The sequence below is a fragment of the Rhizobium sp. P40RR-XXII genome (genome assembly GCF_012641405.1).
GTDB lineage: Bacteria > Pseudomonadota > Alphaproteobacteria > Rhizobiales > Rhizobiaceae > Rhizobium.
In genome coordinates this window covers 148,587-168,998 of sequence record NZ_JABAII010000005.1, presented here as the reverse complement: position 1 = coordinate 168,998, position 20,412 = coordinate 148,587, and the positions used below count along the sequence as shown (strand labels likewise).

Annotated in this window: 18 protein-coding genes; 3 read left to right on the top strand and 15 right to left on the bottom strand. The window is 61.2% G+C overall.

Features of this window, described 5'->3' with window-relative positions:
* Positions 1–49 precede the first annotated feature (49 nt).
* The 5 genes from HGP16_RS11910 to HGP16_RS11890 are packed head-to-tail and all read right to left on the bottom strand — an operon-like array spanning position 50 to position 6,474.
* Positions 50–832: a carnitinyl-CoA dehydratase gene (locus HGP16_RS11910; protein WP_168840215.1), complete on the bottom strand. Its 783-nt coding sequence runs from the start codon at positions 830–832 to the stop codon at positions 50–52.
* A gap of 6 nt (positions 833–838) precedes the next feature.
* On the bottom strand, positions 839–2,896 hold the full coding sequence (locus HGP16_RS11905; protein WP_168840214.1) for an acetate--CoA ligase family protein: 2,058 nt from the start codon (positions 2,894–2,896) through the stop codon (positions 839–841).
* 4 nt (positions 2,897–2,900) lie between these two features.
* Positions 2,901–4,061, bottom strand: a complete 1,161-nt coding sequence (locus HGP16_RS11900) for an acyl-CoA dehydrogenase family protein (protein WP_168840213.1) — start codon at positions 4,059–4,061, stop codon at positions 2,901–2,903.
* Between the two features lie 12 nt (positions 4,062–4,073).
* Entirely contained in the window at positions 4,074–5,564 is a 1,491-nt protein-coding gene (locus HGP16_RS11895) for a carnitine 3-dehydrogenase (protein ID WP_168840212.1), read from the bottom strand.
* 7 nt (positions 5,565–5,571) lie between these two features.
* A complete protein-coding gene (locus tag HGP16_RS11890) occupies positions 5,572–6,474 on the bottom strand; it encodes a 3-keto-5-aminohexanoate cleavage protein (protein ID WP_168840211.1) in 903 nt (300 codons plus the stop codon).
* A gap of 106 nt (positions 6,475–6,580) precedes the next feature.
* Here HGP16_RS11890 and HGP16_RS11885 point away from each other — a divergent pair, with 106 nt between their 5' ends.
* Complete coding sequence (locus tag HGP16_RS11885) at positions 6,581–7,573, top strand: GlxA family transcriptional regulator (protein WP_168840210.1); 993 nt, start codon at positions 6,581–6,583, stop codon at positions 7,571–7,573.
* Here HGP16_RS11885 and HGP16_RS11880 read toward each other — a convergent pair.
* Entirely contained in the window at positions 7,548–8,423 is an 876-nt protein-coding gene (locus HGP16_RS11880) for a LysR substrate-binding domain-containing protein (protein WP_168840209.1), read from the bottom strand. The two genes, HGP16_RS11885 and HGP16_RS11880, sit on opposite strands and share 26 nt — an antisense overlap.
* A gap of 110 nt (positions 8,424–8,533) precedes the next feature.
* Between HGP16_RS11880 and HGP16_RS11875 the strand changes: the two genes are divergently transcribed.
* Together HGP16_RS11875 and HGP16_RS11870 are read left to right on the top strand one after the other, a co-directional pair.
* Positions 8,534–9,442 (top strand): DMT family transporter, encoded by a 909-nt coding sequence (locus HGP16_RS11875; protein ID WP_168840208.1) that lies wholly within the window; start codon positions 8,534–8,536, stop codon positions 9,440–9,442.
* A 96-nt stretch (positions 9,443–9,538) separates the two neighbouring features.
* On the top strand, positions 9,539–9,901 hold the full coding sequence (locus tag HGP16_RS11870; protein ID WP_168840207.1) for a hypothetical protein: 363 nt from the start codon (positions 9,539–9,541) through the stop codon (positions 9,899–9,901).
* A 29-nt stretch (positions 9,902–9,930) separates the two neighbouring features.
* Here the strand turns inward: HGP16_RS11870 and HGP16_RS11865 are convergent, their stop codons facing one another.
* The 9 genes from HGP16_RS11865 to HGP16_RS11825 form a co-directional block, all read right to left on the bottom strand.
* Positions 9,931–10,995 (bottom strand): ABC transporter ATP-binding protein, encoded by a 1,065-nt coding sequence (locus HGP16_RS11865; RefSeq protein WP_168840206.1) that lies wholly within the window; start codon positions 10,993–10,995, stop codon positions 9,931–9,933.
* Between the two features lie 23 nt (positions 10,996–11,018).
* Positions 11,019–12,533, bottom strand: a complete 1,515-nt coding sequence (locus HGP16_RS11860; RefSeq protein ID WP_168840205.1) for a DUF5060 domain-containing protein — start codon at positions 12,531–12,533, stop codon at positions 11,019–11,021.
* A gap of 38 nt (positions 12,534–12,571) precedes the next feature.
* On the bottom strand, positions 12,572–13,459 hold the full coding sequence (locus tag HGP16_RS11855) for a carbohydrate ABC transporter permease (protein WP_168840204.1): 888 nt from the start codon (positions 13,457–13,459) through the stop codon (positions 12,572–12,574).
* Positions 13,456–14,355 (bottom strand): carbohydrate ABC transporter permease, encoded by a 900-nt coding sequence (locus tag HGP16_RS11850; protein ID WP_168840203.1) that lies wholly within the window; start codon positions 14,353–14,355, stop codon positions 13,456–13,458. Before HGP16_RS11850 ends, HGP16_RS11855 begins: the two co-directional genes overlap by 4 nt.
* 95 nt (positions 14,356–14,450) lie before the next feature.
* A complete protein-coding gene (locus HGP16_RS11845) occupies positions 14,451–15,704 on the bottom strand; it encodes an extracellular solute-binding protein (protein WP_168840202.1) in 1,254 nt (417 codons plus the stop codon).
* Between the two features lie 81 nt (positions 15,705–15,785).
* On the bottom strand, positions 15,786–16,430 hold the full coding sequence (gene dhaL / locus HGP16_RS11840; RefSeq protein WP_168840201.1) for a dihydroxyacetone kinase subunit DhaL: 645 nt from the start codon (positions 16,428–16,430) through the stop codon (positions 15,786–15,788).
* Positions 16,427–17,446 (bottom strand): dihydroxyacetone kinase subunit DhaK, encoded by a 1,020-nt coding sequence (locus tag HGP16_RS11835; RefSeq protein ID WP_168840200.1) that lies wholly within the window; start codon positions 17,444–17,446, stop codon positions 16,427–16,429. The genes dhaL and HGP16_RS11835 overlap by 4 nt, the downstream gene beginning before the upstream one ends.
* 57 nt (positions 17,447–17,503) lie before the next feature.
* Positions 17,504–19,381, bottom strand: coding sequence for a hypothetical protein (locus HGP16_RS11830; RefSeq protein WP_168840199.1), 1,878 nt, complete (start codon positions 19,379–19,381; stop codon positions 17,504–17,506).
* Positions 19,378–20,412: a Gfo/Idh/MocA family protein gene (locus tag HGP16_RS11825; protein ID WP_168840198.1), complete on the bottom strand. Its 1,035-nt coding sequence runs from the start codon at positions 20,410–20,412 to the stop codon at positions 19,378–19,380. Before HGP16_RS11825 ends, HGP16_RS11830 begins: the two co-directional genes overlap by 4 nt.

The following is a 20,412-nucleotide window of genomic DNA, read 5'->3' as shown; positions in this document are numbered from 1 at the left end:
AGCCTGCTGCCCGCGATCATGCGGGAAAATGCTGCGGTTGTCGCCGGCTCTACTTTCCTTTCCAGATTGGGGCTCGCTTCTCCGCGAAAGCCCGTGCGCCTTCCAATTGATCCTCGCTTGAATAAAGGGCGTCGACGGTCGCAAACTGCCGCTTGGTGATCTTATTCATGGCCGTCTGGAATGTCGTGCCCTCCGCTTCGCGAACGATTTCCTTGATCGCCGCGTAAACGAGCGGTGGCCCGCTTGCGAGCAGGCGGGCGAGTTCCCATGCCCTGTCCATCAGCTTGTCGGCCAGGACGATCTCGTTGACGAAGCCCCAGCGATGCGCCTCTTCGACGTTCAGCCAACGACCGGTCAGCAGCATGTCCATCGCGATGTGGTAGGGGATGCGCTTCGGCAACTTGATCGATGCCGCATCGGCAACGGTGCCCGAGCGGATTTCCGGCAAAGCAAAAGTTGCATGGGCGGCGGCAATGATCAGATCGGTCGAAAGCGCTATTTCGAGCCCGCCGCCGCAACAGATGCCGTTGACGGCGCAGATGAGGGGCTTATTGAGATCGCGCAATTCCTGCAGGCCGCCGAAACCGCCGATGCCATAGTCGCCATCGACCGCATCACCATCGGCGGCGGCCTTCAAATCCCAGCCGGCAGAAAAGAATTTCTCGCCCGCGCCTGTGACGATGGCGACGCGCAGATCGGGATTGTCGCGGAAGTCGCGGAAGATCAGCCCCATCTGCCGGCTCGTCGCCAGATCGATGGCATTCGCCTTCGGTCGATCGATCGTCACCTCCAGGATGCCGTTGTCGCATCGGGTTCGAATGGGGTCTTGCAACTTCTGCTACCTCCTTCGCCGGATGAGAGCATCCGCGGCGATGACGCCGCGAGATTCTGATAGGACCATCAATGGATTAATGTCCAGTTCTTCAAGCTGTGCGGCGTTCTTTACGACATATTCTGCCGCTGATAGGACGGCGTCGGCAACGATTTCGAGGCTGCTTCCGGGATTCCCGCGATAGCCTTCGATCAATTTCCGGACCTTCAGCCGCGAAATCCGCTCCAAGACCTCGGCTTTCGTCACCGGAAGCGGCAAAACGACGGAATCTTCAAGTAGTTCCACCAGGATTCCGCCGGCACCGACTGTCAGGGTGAGGCCGACGACCGGATCACGGGCTGCGCCAACGATCAGTTCCGCGAGCGGACGGTCGATCATCTTTTCGACGAGGAAGCCACGTGCGACAGAAGCCATGCCTTCGGCCGCGTCTCTGACAGCATTCCTATCCCATAGGTTGAGCTTGACGGCGCCGACATCGGATTTGTGTTCTATGCCAAGCGCCTTGAGTGCGACGGGGAATCCGAGTTGCTCCGCACAATTGGCTGCATCGCTTGCCGTCATGGCAGTCTTGCCGCGCGGCACCGCAAGGCCTGCGGCTGCAAGTTCGGCCTTGGCGGCTGCCTCGCTCAGGGTCTCGATTTCGCCCGAGTTGGCCGCCGTGCTGAGAAGCGGCAAGGGTTGCGGTCGCTTCCAGGCATGAGCGATCCGGCTGGCAATGTCGACTGCCGCCAGCGCCTCGCTGATGCCGCAAAGCGGCACGATGCCGGCCTCGATCAGTTGCTGCGCGATTGCCTCCGGCATGTTTTCGGGCAGCGTCGCCAGGATGCCGGCGCGCGCACCGGTTTGTTTTGCGGCGGCAGCAACGGCCGAAACGGTGATCATCCAATCGGCGCCGTCACAGCGGTCCTCTCGCGGGAAGTCGAGTACGAGGAGATTGAGGGCATAGCCGCCGGCGAACATGGCGCTGAAAGCCTCCGTCTGCCGCGCAAGATCGCCCCAGACGAAGGTGTGGTAGTCGAGCGGATTGGCAAGCGTCACCATCTGGCCGAGGCTCGCGCGCAGGGCGGGCAGCTGTTCGGCTTTCAAGGCGCGGAACGCGACATCGCGGCCGACGGCGGCATCGGCCATCAGCGATGCCTCGCCGCCCGAACAGCTCATCGAGGAGATCGCATTGCTGTCGAGCGGACCCGCGACATGCAGGAGTTTCAGCGTTTCGATGAGTTCCGGCAGCGTCGCGACACGACCGATGCCGAGGCGATCGAGAACGGCGCTGGCCACCGCATCACTGCCGGCGAGCGAGGCCGTGTGCGAAACGGTGGCACGCTGCGCCTGCTCGGATTTGCCGACCTTCAACGCTATGACAGGCTTCTTCAGCTCTCGGGCGCGTTTTGCAAGTGCCTCCAGAGCCCGGATGTCACCGAAGCCTTCGATATGCAGGCCGACCGCCGTGACGCGCGGGTCTTCCAGGACAGCATGGGCGAGATTCGATAGGCCCGTCTGCGCCTGATTGCCTGCCGTCATCAGATAGCTGATGGGCAGGCCGCGCCTCTGCATGCTCAAATTGATGGCGATATTGGAGGATTGGGTAAGGATGGCAACGCCGCGCTCGCTGCGCACGACGCCATGCTGATCCGGCCAGAGCAGGGCACCGTCCAGGCCGTTGATCATGCCGTAGCAATTCGGCCCGACGATCGGCATGGCGCCCGCCGCTTCGACGAGAAAGCGCTGCAGATCCGCCCCATCAGCCAGTTCGGCAACCGCTTCGCTGAAGCCGGAGGCGTAGCAGACGGCGCCGCCGGCGCCTCTGGCTGCTAGATCACGGACGATATCGATGGTCAGCGTGCGGTTGACGCCGACGAAGGCTGCGTCCGGCGCATCAGGCAACTCGGCGACCGACCGATAACAGCGGCGGCCGAGCACGCTTTCCTGTGTCGGATGCACCGGCCAGATCTCGCCGGCAAACCCCATACGGTCGCATTGCTCGATGACGCGCCGCGCCTCTCTACCGCCGAAGACGGCGATCGTTCCGGGTCGGATCAGGCGGTCGAGCGAGCGCTGTGTCATGGGTTCATGCTCCGAACGGCCGAAGCAGGTCGCGGCTGATGATGTGCCGCTGGATTTCCGAAGTGCCGTCCCAGATGCGCTCGACGCGGGCATCGCGCCAGAAGCGGGCGAGCGGCAGGTCGTCCATCAGTCCCATGCCGCCGAAGATCTGGATCGCCTCGTCGGTGACGCGGGCGAGCATTTCCGAGGCATAGAGCTTCGCCGAGGCGATCTCGCGATTGGCCGGGATGCCGGCATCGAGCTTCCAGGCGGCCGACAGCGTCAGGAGGTCGGCGGCGTCGATCTCGGTGATCATATCGGCAAGCTTGAACGACACGCCTTGATTGGCGCCGATCGGCTTGCCGAATTGCTTGCGCTCGGCGGCATAGGGCAGGGCGAGGTCGAAGGTGCGGCGAGCCCGGCCGACACAGGTCGCGGCCACCGTCAGGCGCGTCCCGTAGAGCCACTGGTTGGCAAGATCGAAGCCGCGATGCACCTCGCCCAGCACCTGCGATTTGGAGAGGCGGCAATCGGTGAAGTTCAAGATGGAATTGTGGTAGCCGCGGTGGGAAACCGAGTCATAACCTCTGAGGATCTCGAAGCCCGGCGTGCCACGATCGACCAGGAAAGCGGTGATCTTCTTCTTGACGCCCCTATGCGTCTCCTCCTCGCCGGTGGCGGCAAAAACGATGACGAAATCCGCGACATCGGCGTGCGAGATGAAATGCTTCGTGCCGTTGAGCACGAAATCATCACCATCCTGCCGTGCTGCGCATTTCATGCCGCGCATGTCGGAGCCGGCGTCCGGTTCGGTGATTGCGAGCGCATCCACTTTTTCGCCGCGCACCGCCGGCAGGAGATAGCGCTCGCGCTGCTCGCCCTCGCAGGCCATCAGAATGCCGGATGGGCGGCCGAAGAAGACGGTGAGGCCAAGGGAACCACGACCAAGCTCGCGCTCGACGAGGGTGAAGGTCAGGTGATCGAGGCCGGCGCCGCCGATTTCCTCGGGGAAATTGCAGGCATAAAAGCCGAGCTCGATACATTTGCGCCGGATCTCGTCGCCGATTTCAGGCGGCACGAGGCCGGTGCGCTCAACCTCGTTTTCGTGCGGATAGATCTCCGTCTCCACGAAGTCCCTGACCGTCTTGACGATCATCTCCTGTTCTTCGCTGAGTCCGAAATTCACGATCGCCTCCTCCTAGCGTTTTTGTCCCACGTGACGGCCCGCGCCCTCCGGCACCGGCAAGTCCGCATGCGCGGCGGACATCGGCCTTAGCTTCGCCAGCACCTCCTCCGGTGCGGCGACAGCCTTGCCTGCCTTGGCATCCACATGCAGCAGCATCTGTTCCGCCGTGGCGATCACCTCGCCGCTCGCGCTCTCGTGCAGCGCATGGAAGACATGCAGCCGCTTTTCATCGGATGCGAGGATCTGCGCCGTCGAATGGATGGCCTGTCCGAGCTTGGCCTCGCCGAGATGGCGGATATGGGTCTCCACCGTATAGTAGCTGCGGCCGCGCTCGACATAGTCGAGATCGACGCCGATCAGGCGCAGTAGCGCGTCCGATGTGTCGCCGAAAACCTGCAGATAGCGATGTTCGGTCATATGGCCGTTATAGTCGACCCAGGCCGGGCTGACCTTGGTATCGATCAGGCGCAGCGGTTTTGTAACGTCGAGCTCCCGCTTCTCTCCGCCGCCGGCGGCCCAAAGCTGCTGCTCGAAATCCTTCAGCAGCTTGCCGGCGCCCCAGCCCTTGCCACCATGGCTTCCCTTCAGGCTCTGGAGGATGCCGACGAGATTTTCGTCGCGGATACGCTCGAGTTCGCGGATCGACAGGCCATCCGCCTGTTCGTCCGACTGCTGGCCGATCTTTTCGACAAGGGCATCGTCGAGATCGACGACATCCATCAGCTTCGTCCAGTTCCATTGTAGGGCGGGACCGAACTGCGCCAGGAAGTGACGCATGCCCGCTTCGCCGCCGGCAATGCGATAGGTCTGGAACAGGCCCATCTGTGCCCAGCGCAGGCCGAAGGAATAGCGGATGACATCGTCAAGTGTCTCGACGGTGCAGATATCGTCCTTGATCAGCCATAGCGCCTCGCGCCAGAGCGCTTCCAGCAGGCGGTCGCCGACGAAAGCCTCGATCTCCCTGGCGATATGCACACCCTTCATGCCGATCGGCGGCAGCCGTTCCATCGCAGCCTGGATCGTGGCAGCGCTGGTCTTTTCGCCACCGACGATCTCGACGAGCGGCAGCAGGTAGACCGGATTATAGGGATGAGCCACGAAAAGGCGCTCGGGATGGCGCATGTCGCGCTGCAGATCTGATGGCAGCAGCCCCGAAGTCGATGAGCCGATGAGCGCATCCGGCCGCGCGACCGCATCGATCTGCGTCAGCACATTGCGCTTGAGATCCAGCCGCTCCGGCACGCTTTCCTGGATCCAGTCGGCGCCATCGACGGCTGCTTCCAGCTTGTCACTGAATGTAAGCTTGCCGCGTGGCGGAAGCGGCGCACCGGTCAGCATCGCATAGGCTTTTTCTGCATTATCAATGACTTCGCCGACGATGCGTGTTGCTTCCGGATGCGGGTCGTAGACATCGACATCGATGCCCGCCAGCAGGAAACGGGCAATCCATCCGCCGCCGATGACGCCGCCGCCGATGCAGGCCGCCTTGTTGATCTTGGTCATCGCGGCCTCAGCGCTTCGTCAGTTTCAGTTTCTTGCGGACATCTTCGGGGCCGATGATGCGTGCACCCATGCCTCCCACCACCTGCACCGCCTTTTCGACGAGCTGCGCATTGGTCGCAAGCATCCCCTTTCCGGCATAGAGATTGTCTTCCAGCCCGACGCGGACATTGCCGCCGGCAAGGATCGCGGCCGCCGGATAGGCCATGGCGTTGCGGCCGATGGAAAAGGCCGAGAAGGTCCAGCTTTTGGGAACGTTATTGACCATCGCCATAAAGGTGTTGAGGTCATCGGGCGCCCCCCAGGGGATGCCCATGCAGAGCTGGATGAGGACTGGGTCCTCAATCAAACCTTCCTCGGCAAGCTGTTTGGCAAACCAGAGATGACCGGTGTCGAAAGCCTCGATTTCGGGGCGAACGCCGAGGTCGGTCATCTTCTTCGCCATCGCCCGCAGCATCGAGGGCGTGTTGGTCATGACATAGTCGCCGAGACTGAAATTCATCGTGCCGCAATCGAGCGTACAGATCTCCGGCAGGCATTCGGCAACATGGCTGACGCGCTCCGTGGCGCCGGCCATGTCGGTACCCCTGTCGTTCAGGGGCAAGGGACGTTCAACATCGCCGAAAATCAGGTCGCCGCCCATGCCGGCGGTCAGATTGAGCACCACATCGACATCGGCCGAACGGATGCGGTCCGTGACTTCCCTATAGAGTTCGTTGCGGCGGCTGGCAGCGCCCGTTTCCGGATCGCGGACATGGCAGTGGACCACTGCCGCCCCAGCCTTGGCGGCGTCGATCGCGGAGTCCGCGATCTGCTTGGGAGTGATCGGAACATGGCTGGATTTCGAAACCGTATCGCCGGCGCCGGTCACAGCACAGGTGATGAAGACATCGCGGTTCATCGCAAGAGGCATTTTTGTTCTCCCTCGTATTGAGGACATTACGAGCCATGAGAGGCTGTCATGCTTTGCATTATCGGAAGAATTCGATACAGTTTCAGAACGATCGAAGGAATGCTGCATGCGGACATCGGCCAATGAGACACTCGACATCGACCTTTTGATCCTTCCGGAGACGAACCTGATTTTGATCGCTTCGGTTATCGAGCCGCTGCGTGGGGCCAACCGCATTTCCGGAGCGGAGCTTTATCGCTGGCGCCTCTTCACGCCGGATGGATCGCCGGCGGAAACGACCAGCCTCATCCCGGTGCCTGCATGTTCCAGCTTCCGGCCGACCTCGGATACGGCGCCGCTTTTCGTGCTTGGGAGCTACAATTGGCGACGAAGCGCGACGCAGGCGTTGAAGATGCAGCTGTCGCAGTCCGCGCGTCACCGGTCGATGGTCGCCGGCATCGAATCCGGCACCTGGCTGCTTGCTGAAGCAAGCCTGCTCGACAATGTCTCGGCCGCCGTCCACTGGGAGGACTACGACGATTTCGCGCTCGCCTATCCGCAGGTGCGCGCCGTCAGGGATCGCTACGTGATCGACGGCAAGCGGATCACCACCGCCGGTTCGCTGCCGACGGTCGATCTCATGCTCGAGATCATCCGGCGGCGGCAGGGCTATTCGTTGGCGCTGGAAGTGAGCCGCCTGTTCATCTACGAGCCGGCAAGCCCGCAAAGCGCGGCGGAACTTTCGCCATCGACGGCCGGCCTGCGCATGCGGGATCCGCGGGTTGCTCAAGCCATTCGCCTGATGGAGGATCATATAGAGCAGCCGCTGGTGCTCACGCGTCTTGCCCGTCGCATCGGCGTCAGCGCACGCCATCTGCAAGCGCTCTTCCAGGAGAGCATCGGTGCGCCGCCGCATGTGCATTACCTGGCGCTCAGGCTCAATGCGGCCCGGCGCAAGGTCATCGAGACGAAAGCCTCCTTTGCCGAGATTGCCGATGCGACCGGCTTCAATTCGGCATCGGCATTTTCCCGCAGCTATCGTGCCAGCTTTTCGGAAAGCCCATCTGGCACGCGTCGCCGCTTGTGCCGCCGCACTACGCCTGCAGGAGAGTCGACATAGGCTGGAAGGCCTCGCGTACCATCTCGGCCAATTCGCGGATCGCCTCGCTCGAATGATAGGGGTTGCGGCGAAGCACGACGCGGGAAGAATCGACCGGCGGGAAACCGTCATCGCCCGTCAGCTCCCGGCAGCCATGTGGAATGTTGCTGCGCGACAGCGTCGTTACGGCAAGCCCGGCGGACACGGCGTTCTTCAAGCCGGAACTCGTGTCGGCAATGAAGGCGATACGATAGCGCCGCCCGATTTGCTCCAATGATTTCAGAGCGAAATCGCGGCACCATGTCGAATCCCGATAGACAGCGATGGGCAGGGGTGTCGCCTCATGCACACGATGGACCAACGATGTCACCCAGACAGTCGGGTCGATACAGAGAACCTCACCTTTGCTCTGGTTGTTCCAATCGAAGACGACGGCGAGGTCCAGCTCGTCTTTTTCCAGCGCGGCCAGGTTATGTGCCGTGTAATCGCATGAAACGGTGACTTCGACGGCCGGATGCCGGATAGCGAAAGCGGCCAGCGCCGCCGGCAACACAGTCTGGCTGTATTCTTCCGGAATCCCGATCCGGACAGGGCCGTCCAGAGGCTTGGTGCGGATATTCGCCGCCGCCTCGTTGAGGAGCTCGATCACGCGTTGCGCATAGGGAAGCAGTTGAGTGCCGGCGCGGGTCAGCATCGCTCCCCGTGCGCTTCTTTCGAAGAGCGTTTCGCCTATCGTCTCCTCCAGCCGCTTGATCTGCGCGCTGACGGCCGATTGCGTGCGGCCGATCCTTTGAGCGGCCGTGGAAAAGTTGGATGTCTCGGTGATGACGAGAAACGTCCGCAGCAGGTCGCTTTCGATGGGGTCGCGCATGACACGTCACAAATATTTCTGATAGCTACTATCTCTACTATTCGTTTGCCTGATGTCAAATATCGGCGCACACAGGTCATGTTCCTTCTGCTCATTCTTTGAGTCCATACATGACATTCCAGTTTCCGACCCGCTCCGCTTTTGCCAGCGATTATGAGAGGGGCGTCATACTCGTGGCCACCGCAATGCTTGCGTGGAGCTGCAGCGGCATCTATGCGCGCCTTCTGACCACGGACATATGGACGGCGATCGCCTGGCGATCGCTGTTCGGCGGCCTGTTCCTGCTGATCCCCAGCTTTTTCCTCGAAGGTGGGTTTTCGCGTCGGCAATGGGCATCGATTTTTCATCCTGCCGGGCTGGCGATGCTGGCCTGCCAGACGATCAGCCAGGCCTGCTTCATCGGCGCGCTCTACACGACCACGGTCGCGAACGTAACGATGATCTACGCGACGGCGCCGTTCATCGCGGCGTTTCTCAGCTGGACCATGCTCAAGGAGCGCGTAGCAAAGCGGACCTTGATCGCCGGCGGCGTCTGCCTCATCGGCGTCGCTGTCATCGTGGCGTCGTCGATCGGCGGCGGCACGGGTATTGGTGATCTGCTCGCACTCGGCATGACGGTCACCTTCGCGCTGATCATCGTTATCCCGCGCATGGATCCCGCTATCCCGATCCTGCCGTCGAGCGTTGTCAGCGGGCTTCTGACCTTCGTCGTCTTCGTGCCCTTTGCGTCTACAGGCTCGGTGGACGTTCAAAACTGGCTTTTGCTCGCGGCTTTCGGGGCGACGAATTTCGCGCTGGCCTTCGTCCTTTTCCTTTTCGGATCAAGAAAGATGCCTGCCGCCGACGCCGCGCTCATCAGCTCGATGGAGATCGTATTGACGCCGTTCTGGGTCTGGCTGTTTTTTTCCGAGATGCCGCCGGTCGCTACCTTCGTCGGCGGGGCGATCATCTTTGCGACGATCGTCTGGCACACGGCTATCGATCTGCGGCATAGCCGCCGCGCTCGCGTGCCGGTCTAGCGGTTCGTAATCCTGAAACAAAATGTAACAACTAATAACACCCCGTTACGCCGCGAATCATTATATTCCGCTCGTGTTTGAACGAGAGGTCTCTTGATGCTGGCTAACCAAGCGCCGTCCCCTTCACAATCCGATGTGCTGATCTGTCTCGACAATCAGCAGGTTGCGTCCCGCATCGGTACGGTTCTGTCGCAACAGGGACTGACAGTGCTGACTATCCCGACGACCGGGCTTCAGGAGTGGTTCGAGCCCAACGGGTGCCAGCTTGTGATCACGCATACCGCGATGATCGGCCAGGTGCGCAGTCGCCTCAACCTGCCTGTCGTCAACATCGAAGCCTTCATATTCGATCGCCCAGATCATGCGACCGAGGGTGCTGCCCGGCAGTTTGATGGCGACGCCTTCGTCAAACGGGTTTTCCTGGTCATGAATGGCGCCCAGAGGCGCATCGCCAGCTGACCCATGCCGGCCAGCACTTCGGCCACTCTCTACAGTCGTTGCTGGCTGGTCTTGTCGAAGAAGTGAAGGTTCGGTGTCTTCAGGGAGATCTGAATCTTCTGGCCGGGGTTGAGTTCGGCGCGCTCCCGCATGACCCAGGTCAGTTCCTTGCCTTCCAGATCGAGCGCGACATGCGTTTCCGAGCCTGTCGGCTCCACGACCGTCACGGTTGCTGTCACTCCGTCGTCTGACGCAAAGGAGATATCTTCCGGCCGGATGCCCAGAACGACCTCCCGGCCCTCCGACTGAGCCGGAGCACTGACGAGTTCGACGCGGGTGCCGGTCGCCAGCGTCAGCGCTGGGGAGGCGCCGCCGGTGATCTTGCCTTCGAGGAAATTCATAGCCGGCGAACCGAGGAAGCCGGCGACGAAGACATTTCTTGGCCGGTCGTAAAGTTCCAGTGGCGAACCGACCTGTTCGACCTTGCCGCCCTGCAGAACGACGATCTTGTCGGCCATGGTCATGGCCTCAATCTGGTCGTGGGTCACGTAGACGATCGTCGTCTTCAAGCGCTGATGCAGAGCCTTGATTTCCGCGCGCATCTTCACGCGCAGCTTGGCATCGAGATTGGAGAGCGGTTCATCGAACAAGAAAACCTTGGGATCGCGCACAATGGCGCGGCCCATGGCGACACGCTGGCGCTGGCCGCCGGAAAGCTGGGCGGGCTTGCGTTCCAGCAATGGCTGCAGTCCCAATATCTTGGCGGCGTCGCCGACTTTCTGGTCGATTTCCGCACGCTTTGCACCGGCAAGCTGCAGCGCAAAGCCCATATTTTGCGCCACCGTCATCTGCGGATAAAGCGCATAGTTCTGGAATACCATGGCGATATCGCGATCTTTCGGCGGCAGGTCGTTGACGACCCGCCCGCCGATCGAGATCTCGCCGCCGGTAATATCCTCGAGCCCGGCGATCATACGCAGCAGCGTTGACTTGCCGCAGCCCGACGGGCCGACGAGAATGACGAATTCGCCGTCCGAGATTTCGACGTCGACGCCATGGATGATATTTACTGCGCCGTAGGACTTCCTGACGTTCTTGATGGTCAATCCGGACATGACATTCTTCCCTTGAGGATCGATCAGTGCTTCTTGCGGACGCGGAGGGCCTGGTATGGCTTGCCCGGCAGTTCCACGCCGAAAGCCGCATCCGCCTTGCCGCCACGCACGATCGCGCCGTGCCGCGTCGGATGCGGGATCGGCGCTTCCACCTTCCTGGCCGGTGTGATCGTCATCTCCCATGTGTCGATGATGTCGACGTCATAATCCGTGCCGTCCTTGGGCAAGCCCGTCGACCAGATGACCGGCTGATGCTCGCCGAGATAGATGTAGCTGACATCACCATCGCGCGCGCCGGAAACGCGTGTCCACGGCCATTCGCCGAACGAAGCCATCGGCTCAAGGCCGTTGACAACGTCCTGCTCCAAGAGGTCGCGCAGGAAGCCGATGCGCTTCCAGGCTTCGCCGCGCAGTTCGCCGCCCTTGGCCCACCAGATCAGGTCTTCCGGGTGCGAATAGGTTTCGCCGTGGCCGGCATAGCCGCCGCGCGTCATCGTGATCCAGAAGCGATGCACCAGCTCCTCAGCCGTCAGGTTGCCCCAGGACTGAATGATGTTGCCCTCATATTCCGGCTCGTCGTTGACGACTGGCTTGCCATAGGCCTCGCGCCACTCCTGCGTGCGCTTTACATCCCAGTTCTGGATGCAGGTATGGGTCACCCAGGGCTTGCGATGATCGAAGTTCATCGTCGGCTCGCCGTTATGGATGGATTTCAGATGGCCGTAGGGATCGTTCTCCTCGAGAATGTGGAAATAGCGGTCCCATTGCTGCAAAGGCTTGGTGTCGAGAAGGAAGTCATACTCGTTGGCAAGCGCCCACCAGACATTGCGATAGGCGGCAAGGCGCGCGGCGAGATAGGCGACGTAGCGGAAATCCTGCTCGGCCGACATGTCTGAATAACCCCAGCGATCATAGGGGTGGAACATGATGATATCGGCCTCGATGCCGAGCTGGCAAAGGGCCGCGACTTGGCTCTCGAAATGGCGGAAGGAAACGGGGTTCGGCCTGTCGAAATCCTCTTTGCCGTCGGTGCCCTTCTCGAAACAGGCATAGAGCGGCTCGTTGACGTTATAAGGATAGTCCTTGGGGAAGACGCCCATGCGGATCTTGTTGAAGCGTGACTTTTTCAGCGTCTCAAGGGTCTGTACCTGCATGTCGAGCGGCTGGTGCGTCCAGGCATAGCAGGTCGTGCCGAAGGAGAGAAAAGGCTTGCCGTCGGCATAGGCGAAATGGAACTTGTTGTGGACATGCACGGGGCCGTGGTTGCCCTCGGATGGCTTGCTCGCGACGAAGGAACCAGTCTTGCCATCCAGTTCCGACGTCTTCGAGCGGGTGCGGAACGACCACTCACCTTCATTGTCGGGCATGAAGCGAACGCGATAGACGCCGTCGCCATCGTAGAAGCCGGGTACGCGGACCTCGCGGCTGTTCTGGCTGAAAACGGCATCGAATGCCACATCGAGATAGGGATTGCCGCCTGAAGGACCGTTGAGGGCCGCTTCGAAGACTCCCCATTTTTCGACGGACGCGTTGGACATGATGTTCTCCTCGGAAGATGTAGGGATGGTGCGACCGCTCAGCCCTTGACCGCGCCGGAGGTGAGGCCGGAGACGAAGTAGCGCTGGAAGATCAGATAAACGATGGTGGCCGGCAGTACGGTCATAACGATCGCCGCGTTCAACTGTCCGTAATCATTGGAAAACTGCCCCTGGAACGACATGAGCCCGAGCGGCAATGTCCACATGTGCTGGTCCTGCAGCAGCACGAGCGCCATGGCGAACTCATTCCATGTCGAGACGAAATCCAGGATCAGCAGGGCCGCGAGCACCGGCAGGCAGACGGGCAGGAATATCCGGCGGAAGATGGTGAAGTGGCTTGCGCCGTCGATCAGGGCTGCTTCCGACAGTTCTTTGGGAATGCCTTTGAAGAAACCATGCAGGATGAAGACCTGGTAGGGCACGCCGAAGGCGATATAGGGCAGGATCACGCCCGGATAGGTATCGATCAGCCCGAGCGAATTGACCAGCGTGAACAACGGCGCCAGCATGACTTGAAAGGGGATCATGGTGCCGAAGACGACGGCGAGCAGCAGCAGCTTGCCGAACCTCAGGCGGATCTTGGCAAGCGCATAGGCCGCCATCGCCGACAGGATGAGCCCAAGCGGCACCTTGATGACGGTGATGATGGTGCTGTTCAGGAAGGCATTGGCAAAATTGCCGCGGCCCCAGGCGCTCGAATAATTTTCGAAAGCCGGATCGAGCGGCGGCATGAAGGCGCCGGTCGATGTCACGTCGGCTTGCGTCTTCAAAGAGGTGAAGACGATGAAGACGAAAGGCGCAAACCAGATCGCCGCGACGACGAAAAGCGCGATCCACAGGCCGATCAGCACCGGATCCCGCTTGCGCTTGGCGGGGACGACGGTTTCGAAGTCGTCCGACATGGATGTTGCCGATGCTGCGGTCATTGTTCGGCCTCCTCATGCTTCTGCGTCCATCGCAGGTAGGGAATGACGATCGCAATGGTGATGAGCAGCAGAACGACCGAGATCGCAGCGCCGCGGCCGAAATCGAAGATCTGCATGGCCTGCGTGAAGGCCCAGAGCGCCAGCATTTGTGTGGATTGCGCCGGTCCGCCGCCCGTCAGGCCGTAGACGATGTCGAAGGCCTTCAGCGAAGAGATGACCGAGAGCACCAGCACGATGGTCAGTGTCGTGCGCAGCGCGGGCAGGGTGACGTAGCGGAAGATGTTCCAGCGCCCAGCGCCGTCGATACGCGCGGCTTCCACGAGCGTTTGCGAGACGTTCTGCAGGCCTGCGAGAAACAGCACCATGGAGAAGCCGACGGACTGCCAGAGATAAGCGACGAAGACCGAATAGAGCGCGACGTCCTTGTCGCCGAGCCAATCCTGAATCCAGGCTTGCATCCCCATCGATGTGAGGATCTCGCTGAAGAGGCCGAAGAAGGGATCGTACATCCACTTCCACATGGTCGCGACCGCGATCGGGGCGATGATAACAGGCAGATAGAAGATGGCGCGAAAGGTATTGCGGGCAAAAAGCTTCTGATTGAGGCTCAGCGCCAGCAAGAGGCCGACCATGGGCGGAAAGATCACGCACATGATCGTCCAGATCACCGTATTGCGGAAAGCGACCCAGAAGACGGGATCCTGCGTGAAGACATATTGATAGTTTGCCAGTCCGACGAACGGGCGTTGCGGATCGAGGCCATTCCATTTCTGGAAGCTCAGCACCACCACGTTCAGCATCGGATAAAGCGCGAAAATCGCGTAGATCAGCATGGCTGGGGCGAGCAGGATCACTGCCTGAACGCGGGGATCATCGGTTCGATTGCGGAATGACATTCTGATTGCTCCCGGCGGCAGCTGGCGCGTGGGCATAAGGTGAGGGAAGCCGTCCGCCGCGATCGGCAATCGGAGCGGCGACCTCCCTCGATCGATCAGCTGCGGCCGGAGATGAAGGTCTGCAGCTGCTTGGCGGCATCGGCCGGCTGGATATTGCCGGCAGCCACGTCATTGATCACCCGGAAATATTCGGTGGTGACGTCAAGCGGGAAGGCCTGGTCGCCGTTCATGTAGACCTTGCTATAGGTCTTGAAGATATCGAGCCACTTCGCCTCCAGCGGCTTCTGGTCGGTGTACTGGACATTCTTGTTGACCGAGATCGAGCTGATCTGCCCGACGAGGTCCTGCTGCACCTTGGTCGAGAGGAAGTAATCGAGGAACTTCGCGGCGAGATCCGGGCTTTTGCTCTTGGTGCTGACGTAATTGTACTCGGCAAAGCCGTAGAGGCGGTTGGTGTTCGTCGGGAACGGCACAAGGCCGTAGTCGTCGAGGTTGACCTTGCTGCCGCTCAGCTGACTGACAAGCCAGTCGCCTTCAAGCATCATCGCAGCGCGGCCGGCGACGAACAGCGTGTAGGACTGCTGGTTGCTGATGCCCATGAAGGGTTTCAGCGTGTAATCCTTCGTCCACTTGGCAAATTCGGTGAACGCGTCGGTCGCGCAGGGCTCCTTGGTCCAGTCGGTCTTCATGGCCATCAGCGCGTCATGCTTGTCGGCGCCGCACTTGGTTTCGAGCAGCACATCCATCAGGCGCATGACATGCCAGTTGACCGAGCCGCCGAAGGTGAAGGCCGGAATGCCGGCTGCCTTGAGCTTGTCGGCCGCAGCGAGCAGCTCCTCATAGGTTTTCGGCTCCTGCGTGATGCCGGCCTTCTGGAAGAGCTTCTTGTTGTAGTAGATCGCTTCGCCCTTGAAGGTGAAGGGGACACCATGCTTGCCGCCTGGATAGAGATCGGCAAAGGCGGCGGCGGACGGAAGCAGCTCGTCGTTCCACTTGTACTGGGTATAGTACTTGTCGAGCGGCAGAGACAGGCCGGCCTTCACATATTCGCCGCCGAGGCCAAGCCCGGCCCAGCTGAAATAGATATCCGGGCCTTTGCTGGAGCCTGCCGCGACGCGAAGGGCAGTCTTGTGTTCATCGACGCCACGCTGGACAATTTCGATGTGCGTGCCGGGATTGGCGGACTCGAAGTCCTTCGCCACTTTCTTCAGCGCGCCGTTCGCCGCGCCGTTGTCGAAGTTCAGTGTCCATAGTGTCAGGTCTTCCGCGGCGACATTGGTCGACCAAAGAGCCGCGGTCGCGATCGCCGCGGCACCGAACCAACGCGCATATTTGAAATTGATAGCCATCTCCCGTCCTCCTCCTGAACAAGCTGAGGGCGGTTTTGACAAATCGTTACCAACATGTCAACTGGTATGATGAGATCATCATCATTCTGACGCGAAATGGACTTTGAAGCAGGATATGATCACCACCGCTGAAGCCGCTCCGGGATCGATATGGCCCAAGGCTCGTTCTCCAAGGCGCGAGGATCTGCCCTTTGCGGCAATCATGCCCTTCGTTGCTTCCGCTCCCGCTGCGCCAGCCTCAAGACCGGCGGCCAGACATGCGGCCAGCGGCAAGCCTTGATCCCGGGCGGCTCGGCAGGCCGCTGCGGCCGGCACCCATGCATCGACCATCGTCTTTTCACCGACTTCGGCCTTGCCGCGGTCCTGGATGCCCTTGGCAAAGGCTGAAAATATCTCGACCATGTCGTCGTCGTTCAGCGAGGTCTTCCCCTTGGCGACCGCGCCCGCACGCATGAAGGCAGTCGCATAGAGCGGCCCCGACGAGGCGCCGACTGCGTTGAGGAAGGATTTGGCCGCCGTATTGAAGACCAGCGTCGGATCGGCAGCTATCGGATCCAGCTCCGAAACCGCCTTGGCGGCGGCGGCAAAACCGAGCTCCATGGCAATGCCATGATCGGCATCGCCGATGACGCCGTCCAGTTCGCAGAGGCGATCCTTTTCGCGCGCCATCGCCTCGGCGATCCGCGCGAAAAGCGCCTTCAGATCTTCCGTTGCAACCGTCGTCATGACAGGGCCTCGCCGGAACGGAACATGGCGCAATCGCAGGGATGGTCGATCAGCCGCTGCAGTTCCTCGTCCAGATGCATGAGCGTGATCGAGGCGCCGGCCATCTCCAGCGACGTGCAATAATTGCCGACCAGCGACAGATGGATGATAAGGCCTGCGTCGTCGAGCATCACCTTGAGCTTGCGCATCATGATGTAGAGCTCCATGAGCGGCGTCGAGCCGAGCGAGTTGACGAGCACGGCGACCCGGTCACCGCGAGCCGGCTTCATCTCGTCGAGGATCTTGCCGACGAGTTCGTTCGTCACCTCGTCCGCCGATCGCATCGGTCCGCGGGCGACGCCGGGCTCGCCGTGGATGCCCATGCCGATTTCCATCTCGTCGGCACCGATCTCGAAATTCGGCTTGCGTGTCTGTGGTAGAGAGCACGGCGAAAGCGCAACGCCCATTGTATAGGTTCGTTCATTCGCCCAGCGCGCCACTCGTTCGACCTCGTCGAAACCGTACATCAGATCGCAGGCCGCACCCGCCGCCTTGAAGATGAAGACGTTGCCGGCAACGCCCCGGCGGCGTTCCGTCTGATCGACCGGTGCGGACGCGATGTCGTCCGTCGTCAGCACGGTACGCACCTCTATATCGTCCATGGCAAGCATTTCCGCCGCCATGTCGAAGTTCATCACATCGCCGGCATAGTTGCCGTACATGAACAGCACGCCGACACCGCCATCGACGGCCTTGGCGCATTCGATGATCGGATCGGGCGGCGGCGAGGCAAAGACGTTCCCGATGGCGGCAGCATCGGCCAGCCCTTTGCCGACGAATCCGAGAAATGTCGGCTCATGCCCGGATCCGCCGCCGATGACCAGGCCGACCTTGCCGGTTCGTGGGCCATGGTTCGCCACGATCGAGCGCGGCGAACCGTCAACGGCGTGGAGATGACGCGGATGGGCTGCCAATATCCCGGCCAGCATCTCATCCACGGCGGCCGCACCTTCGTTGATCAGCTTCTTCGTCTTCACGCAGTCCTCCAAATCATTGCGATTGTTAGGACTAACATGCGCGTCTGCGATCGAAGGTCAATCCATCAAGATCGCCGAAACAGCGCTATAGGCATCCAGCATGAGCCTGTTATTTCCGGTCTGTTCCGTGAGGCGGAGTTTCCCCAGCTCCACCAGCTGAGAGATGGGTGTGATGTTGACCAAATGGAGCGACCGCGATCCGTTGGACTGCGCGGTGATGAAGGCCAGTACCGCGGTCGGATCGGACGACAGGCACTCATGCCATTGCTGGCCCGCGAGGCGGGACAAGGTCGAGACCACGTTGAAGAGCGGTCGTGTGGTTCCTGCCGATGATGGTTCGTTCTCCCCAGCAATCAGCCCGAAAGAACCGGTCAGTGCCGACAGTGTCAGGCATTCCAATCCGGCATCGAGGACGCAGGCGGCGTAGCCAAGCGCAAAGGCTTCTCCGAAACGGGCATTGTGCCGGGGATCGGCATTGGCCATGGCGATGCGGCGGCCGTGGGGATTGTCCATCGTCCGGCTGCCATAGGGGTTCTGCCGCATCGGTATGGTGGAGGGGCCGATACGGTAGGGCTTATCTCCGTAGATGGCGCGCACGGAACGGGTGATGAATGGCAGTGCTTCCAGCGTCTGCATGACGCTGAGATCGTCGGCCGCATGCACGATGGGATTGGTGCAATGGGTGATGAAATCGAGAGTGTCGGCGGGCACCCGTTTGCGATTGAGTTCGGTGAAATAGCTCAGCATGCCGCCGCCGAGGCGCACATCGGGGAAGGCGGCCCGCGCGGCGGCATAGATCTCCTCAAGAGGCGGGCACTCGGGCCATTTGCTGCCCGGCGGCGTCGATTGTCGGTCGACCGAAGGGGAGATCACGATCGCATCAGGTTTGAAATCGGCCGCTCGCATCCAGCCTGCTATTTGCCGTGCCTCGACAAGCGGCGCCTGGCGGCAGGGCAACGCGATTTCCAGCGTCGATTTGCCGGCATGAAGCGCGGCAACGGCGGCGAAGCGTTCGAAGGCGTCAGCGCCGTGGCCGACATTCGGATCGAAGTGGAAGAGCAGCTCCTGCGGTGCAATCTCTGCCAGCCGGTCGCGCGCGGCCCGCGCCGCATCCGCTTCTTCGGGTGTAACGACAAGGCCGATGGACGGCATGGTGCCGGATTTTGTTCCCGGGCTTAACGCGATCGCTGCATCTGAACTATGGGAAAAAGAGGGTGGCGAACGTCGCATGTCCCCTATGGTGAGAACGATGCGCTGCCGCATCGGCTCGCCGGCTGGAATTCGATAGGGCCAAGGCAGGGCCAGCGGGCGAACATAGGTCTTGTAGGAGGCATCCGACCAGTTGCGCTGGTCTTCCATTTCGAAAGTGTCGCCTTCCATGCGGCACTCGGCTGTCACGTTGGACGCCACGCTATGCGTAATCGCCCGCATGTCCTTAAAGGGCTGCCAGGGCTCGATAAGGTCAGGGAAATGCGTGTTCCTTCGGCTGCCATCGACGTGCTCGACCGATACGGGCATGCCGGCAACGCCGACGATCGGATGCAGGATGCAGAAGCCGCAACGGTTGGTTTCGAAGCCGGTCATCGAGAGCGCTATCGCTTCGAAGGTCAGGGCTTCATCAGCCTCAGCGGCTATCCGAACGTCGATTGCGAGTTCGGTATTTTCAGGGCCTGCGCAACGCGCGATATAGCTGACGAAAAAGCCATCCTGATGCTGATTGATCCGCAGGTCGTCGATATCCGGTGCATAGGTGCCCCAATCGCGGTCGCGAACCAGGTAGGAAACGGCCCGCAGGACTTCGGCGCCGTCATAACGAATGGCCCGGAGATTACCGTCCTTGAAGTCGACCTCGAGCCTGCCCGATGTCAGCCGCACCGGCGGCGTTTCAGCCTCGCGCGTGCCGTAGAGCTGGAACGGATCGATCCCGGTCGTCATCGCAACATCGCCCCGATATCGACCGGACGCTTGCTGGCCGCACTCTCATAGGCGGCCTCGACAAGTGCGAAAGTCTTGAGATTGTCAGCACCTGACGTGGAGGTCTCGACGCCATTGGCAAGGCGGTCGGTCCAATGCTGCTGGATCGCGAGAACGCTCTCCTGGATATTGTGCCAGGGACGGGAGGCCCAGGGCAGAAGCTGCGGCGCGGCATCCGTGATGGTCACGCCAGCCGGGCCGTTGACCTCAAGACGATAGCCCTGTGAGAGCCGAATGGTACCCCGCGCGCCGTCGAGCTCGATCAGCGTCTCCGGAAAGGGTTCGGTCGCAAGCTTGGAGGCATAACTGACATCGACGATCGATGTCGCGCCGTTCTCGTGATCGAGCAGGATCGTGGCGACATCCTCGCCCTTGATCTTCGGATTGACCCGCTTGGTGCGGGCGGTCAACGAGGCGACGTCGCCGAGGATGAAGCGGGCGATGTCGAGCGTGTGGATGCCGAGATCCTCGATGATGAAGCGCTCGCCTGCGGCCAGATAGGGCTGACCTGAGAAGACGTCGTAGCCGGAGCGGAACGAGAAGCGGCCCCAGAAGGGCTCGCCGATCACACCCGACCGCAGGACGGTCTTGACGGCCTGTATGGGTGTTTGCCAGCGGAAATTTTCATGCACCATCAGCGGCACGCCGGCCTGCGCGCAGACTGCGACCATTGCCTTGGCGTCGCTCAGCGTCTTTGCGAACGGCTTCTGGCAGATGGCCGGGATCTTGTGGGAGGCAGCCATTTCCACCAAAGCGCGATGGCTTTGCACCGTCGTTGCGATGTCGACGAAATCGAATCCACCATCGGCAAACATGGCGGCGGCGTCCGCATAGCGGCGCTCGATGCCGAATTGGTCGCCGACGATCTTCAGCCGCTCCGGGTCGCGGTCGCAGATCGCGACGATGCTGGCACCTTTGATGTCCTGCCACGCGTGCATCTGATTGATCGCGAAGAAGCCACAACCGATCAACGCGCCCTTAAGTTCTGCCAT